At 33.4% G+C, this 3,790-nt stretch carries 4 protein-coding genes and 1 pseudogene; 4 read left to right on the forward strand and 1 reads right to left on the reverse strand.

Going from position 1 to position 3,790, the window contains the following annotated elements; all coding sequences use genetic code 11:
• The first annotated feature begins 587 nt into the window (after nt 1–587).
• From LE180_RS06235 to LE180_RS06250, 4 genes are all read left to right on the forward strand, one after another.
• Nucleotides 588–941: a cation diffusion facilitator family transporter gene (locus LE180_RS06235; protein ID WP_374134594.1), complete on the forward strand. Its 354-nt coding sequence runs from the start codon at nt 588–590 to the stop codon at nt 939–941.
• On the forward strand, nt 931–1,311 hold the full coding sequence (locus tag LE180_RS06240) for a cation diffusion facilitator family transporter (protein WP_374134598.1): 381 nt from the start codon (nt 931–933) through the stop codon (nt 1,309–1,311). The genes LE180_RS06235 and LE180_RS06240 overlap by 11 nt, the downstream gene beginning before the upstream one ends.
• A 137-nt stretch (nt 1,312–1,448) precedes the next feature.
• Nucleotides 1,449–2,879, forward strand: a complete 1,431-nt coding sequence (locus LE180_RS06245; protein ID WP_374134595.1) for a DNA methyltransferase — start codon at nt 1,449–1,451, stop codon at nt 2,877–2,879.
• Nucleotides 2,830–3,642: a CfrBI family restriction endonuclease gene (locus tag LE180_RS06250; RefSeq protein WP_374134596.1), complete on the forward strand. Its 813-nt coding sequence runs from the start codon at nt 2,830–2,832 to the stop codon at nt 3,640–3,642. The genes LE180_RS06245 and LE180_RS06250 overlap by 50 nt, the downstream gene beginning before the upstream one ends.
• On the opposite strand, the pseudogene LE180_RS06255 reads toward LE180_RS06250, so the two are convergent.
• A pseudogene (locus tag LE180_RS06255) lies at nt 3,595–3,790 on the reverse strand (CfrBI family restriction endonuclease); the annotation flags it as partial. The gene LE180_RS06250 and the pseudogene LE180_RS06255 sit on opposite strands and share 48 nt — an antisense overlap.

Genomic DNA, 3,790 nt, shown 5'->3' on the forward strand with positions numbered 1-3,790 from the left:
TACTAGTCATTATTAACAATTGTTGTAAGCAGTATTACCTTGATAAAGCTTATATGCTCACTTAATTATACCTTTTTTTAAGGATTTCTTATACCACTCTTTTCAGTGGGTTGATAAGATGACGAAGCAATCCAGCATCGTTGTTGTCCATAGTTAACCAACTTTATATTGGTGCATTGCGTTAGCTCAAAAATAGATGCAATGTGAGATGGACTGACAAAGCGGTAAGCTCATTCCTCTTGCTAGGAAGTCTAACGACGTAGCGCGCTATTTTTGAGCTGACCATGGAAAAGGCTAGAAGGAATAAATATAAGCAGCAGAAAAAGCAGACGCGCAATTAGTAGCAGTAATTGTAGTGCGGGAAAAAATGGAAGCAATGATTGCTGTGGAACATAAAATAATGCAGGAGAGAAAAGTCTTGCATGCGCCAAAGGTAAAGAAGAAAAAAACAATCAAACCAAACTGTAAAAACAGGTGATGATTGTAAATAAGATGAGTTATGTTAGAAACTGCAACGCGAAAAGTAATAAAATAGCAAGGCCTTCAATCTTACCAAATACAATCCTAACTTCAGGAAAAATTTTTATATGTATAACGTAGATTCAATTTCAATCATTTCCAAAGCAGTTCATTCTCTGGTGGATTTAATAGCCACTGTAATAGCCTATTTTGCAGTACGAGAAGCGTTAAAACCTGCCGATAACGATCATTCTTACGGACACGGTAAATTTGAAAATATTTCAGGCACAATAGGGGCTTTGCTTATTTTTGCCACCACTACCTATATTGTTTACAAAGTTGCCGAAAAATTTGTACATTCTAAAATTATAGAAATGCCTATTGTTGGTGTTTTAATAATGTTGTTTTCAGCAGCAGTTAATTTTTTATTTCAAAAAAATTGTTTGCGTTGCTACAAAAAAAGCAGACTCCATAGCAGTTGAAGCGGATGCATGGCATTTAAGAGCAGACATTTATATGTCGCTTGGCGTTATGGTAGCGCTGTTTATAATAATAATTGTAGAATTTTTGATACTCGGTAAAAATATTTACTGGCTTGACTCTGTAGCAGTTTTTATTGTAGCTTTTATGGTATGTCAACTTATTGTAAAATCAGCAAAAGATTTGCTTGATATAAGCCTTCCAGATGAAGAAATAGCAACAATAAAAAATATAATATGTGCAAATGAAGAGATTTCAAGATATCACGACCTTAAAACAAGAAAAGCAGGAAATAGAAGATTTATAGAATTTCATATATTTGTTGCGCCTAACATGACAGTGAAACAATCACACGAGATAACAAAAAAATGAGCGTCTATATATCGTCAAATCTTAGAAATGCCATAGTTGCAATTCGTGTGAAGTCGTGCGACAACGCCTGTACGCCAAAGTGCCGAGAAGATTGTCTTATAAAAGAAAACATAAATAATGAGTGGGAGTAGTAGTTTATGTTAACCAAACAACACATAACAGAATTAAAACGCGAAGGCGACGGGAGTAACATCGCTGCGCTTATTACTTCTCAACGAGATGTTGGGAGTATCAATTTTATCCTTGAGAGTTTAGGGCATTTGCCTGAAAATTTCAATTCTGATTTTTTATATAAACTTTTAAAGCACAATCATTCACAGGTTAGACTTAATGCTGTTAAAAACGTCGGCAAGCTAAATGGGAAAGGCGATACGAGTAGCCTTATTGCACTTTATAAAATGGAAACTGACACTGCTGTTCGTAGAGAAATAGTATCATCGATCGGACGACAAAGAAAACCAGCAAATAAATCTTTACTTTTTGATTTTTTGAAAGATCACGACCCCAAAATTGTATGCCAAGCTATACGGGGACTTCTTGTGTTTGAGCGAGATAAAGAAGTTGAAAGATACTTGCGTCCCCTTGTTAATCATCCTAATGAGATGGTTAGGACAATAATATATAAAGAATATTTTTCTAAAGAAAATAAGAATAAAAATATTTTACCGCACACCCAAACATACGATTTTCTAAAAAATATTGTTGTAAATGCCGATGTTTTAGAGGCTTTAAAAGTTGTTCCTAACGAAAGCATTCATTTAACTTTTACTTCTCCGCCGTACTATAATGCTCGCGATTATTCAATTTACCCAAGTTATCAGGCTTATTTAGAGTTTTTAGAAAAAGTCTTTACAGAAACACATAGAATAACAAAAGAGGGGCGTTTTTTAGTTGTGAACACATCGCCTATTATTATTGCTCGCATTAGCCGTTCTCATTCAAGCAAGAGGTATGCTATTCCATTTGATTTGCATTCATGTCTAGTTAAAAACGGTTGGGAATTTATAGATGATATTATTTGGCTTAAACCTGAAGCGAGTGTAAAAAATAGAGTCGGTGGATTTATGCAACACAGAAAACCATTGGGCTATAAGCCAAATTCTATTACAGAATATTTAATGGTTTATCGTAAATCGACAGAAAAATTATTAGATTGGAATATCCACAGTTATGATAATGAAACTGTCAAACAAAGCAAGGTCGCAGTTGGATATGAGACTACTAACGTTTGGAAAATAGATCCTTGTTTTGATAAAGTTCATTCGGCAGTTTTTCCTGTTGAACTTTGTAAGCGAGTTATTCAGTATTATTCTTACAAATGGGATTTGGTATTTGACCCTTTTGGGGGAAGCGGGACGGTTGGTAGAACGGCAAAATTATTAGATAGGTTATTTTTTTTAACCGAAAAAGAAGAAAAGTATTTTGAATATATGAAGTCCAAAACAAAAAATCAAAAGTTATTTGACAGGAGAATAACGCAATTCTTGACATTAGAACAATTTCAAAAAGAGGCGACTAATGACATTAGCGGATCAGATAGTAAGAAACATTGTCACACGCGTTATTAAATCGCAAGATTATCGTATAGAGATAGTAAATCTTATTAATGCTGAATTTTTACAGTTTGTCGTTGATTTCTTTAAAAAGATTGTAGCTGCAAAGTTAAATTCTGAAGATATTACAATTGATTGGTATAAAAAAGCGTTTATGAATGAAAATTTGTCTGCCGCTGATATCGCTATAAACGCAGGACTTAACAAGAAGACCATAAATAATATGTACGGTTCTGCTACAAGAACGATAGTTATAGAAGCGGCTAATGAACATTTTGAATCTTTGTATAATAACATTCAAACTCTTGTTGAAATAGAAAAAGAAATAGAACTTGCTTTGACCGTAAAACTAAAAAGCGTTAGCGTCGAATTAAATGTAAGCGAGAGCTTAATAGTTATCAATACATTAGCAGTTAAAAGATCACAATTACGCGGTGGATTATGGAGCGCAACAGGCAAAAGCGTAGAAAAATATTTAATGCTTGTTTTGTGTAAGTTATATCAAATTGATAAAAAATACTATGATGCAGAAAATTTTGTAAAAGATAAAACTAAAAAAGTTGATAGAGAAATTGATTTTTACCTCGTCAATAATGGAAAGAAATATCTATGCGAGGTGAAGCTTATGGGAAAAGGCAATCCGGAAAGCGCGGATGCCATATTTGCAAGGAAATCTGATTTGTTTGTAGCAGATACTTTATCTCAACAGAACAAAAATCAGGCGGATGAATTAAAGGTTAGTTGGATTGCCTTTTCCCATAAGCTTCACCTCGCATAGATATTTCTTTCCATTATTGACGAGGTAAAAATCAATTTCTCTATCAACTTTTTTAGTTTTATCTTTTACAAAATTTTCTGCATCATAGTATTTTTTATCAATTTGATAAAACTTACACAAAACAAGCATTAAATATTTTTCTACGCTT

Origin of the sequence: Candidatus Endomicrobiellum pyrsonymphae (genome assembly GCF_020328025.1) — a bacterium.
Lineage (GTDB): Bacteria > Elusimicrobiota > Endomicrobiia > Endomicrobiales > Endomicrobiaceae > Endomicrobiellum > Endomicrobiellum pyrsonymphae.